The 605-nt window shown below is 60.0% G+C and carries 1 protein-coding gene; it reads left to right on the top strand.

Features of this window, described 5'->3' with window-relative positions:
* The coding region (locus tag NKJ04_RS33640) for an integrase core domain-containing protein (RefSeq protein WP_352680124.1) at nt 1-543 on the top strand (543 nt) is incomplete at its 5' end.
* Nucleotides 544-605 lie beyond the last annotated feature (62 nt).

The following is a 605-nucleotide window of genomic DNA, read 5'->3' as shown; positions in this document are numbered from 1 at the left end:
CTGCCGCAGCGCATGGCTTTCGACAACGGCCCACCGTGGGGAGATGGCGGACGAAGCAACTTCACACGCTTCACCGTCTGGCTGATCGAGCACGGCGTCGCCATCTCCCATTCCAGGCCTCTGCATCCGCAGACGCTGGGCAAGGAAGAGCGCTTCCACCGCTCGCTCAAGGCCGAAGCAATGGCCGGACCTGCTTTCGAAAATCTCGATCGCGCGCAGAAAGCCTTCGATGCCTGGCGCGACCTCTACAACACCGAAAGACCTCACGATGGCCTCAAGGGTTGCGTCCCCCTCGACAGATACACACCCTCGCCGCGATCCTTCTGCGAGGCCGTCGAAGCTTTCGACTACCCACAAGACGCCATCGTTCGCAAGGTCCAGAAAGAGGGCCGCGTCGCCTTGTGCGGCTACATCCTGCGCCTCTCCAAGGCATTTGGAGGGAAAGCCGTGGCCTTCACCCCCACCGGCAAGGACGGCGTCTTCCAAGCCTTCTTCAGACATCAGAAAATAGAAACAGTCGACCTCAACCTCTGCAGACGATAAGTGACAAAACTGTTCGCGATGTCCTCGCACACCTGTTCGCGATGTCTCCGGTCCAAACACCC

The organism is Mesorhizobium sp. M0618 (assembly GCF_040320765.1).
In the GTDB taxonomy this organism is placed as follows: Bacteria; Pseudomonadota; Alphaproteobacteria; order Rhizobiales; family Rhizobiaceae; genus Mesorhizobium.
This window is presented reverse-complemented; position numbering and strand designations above follow the sequence as displayed.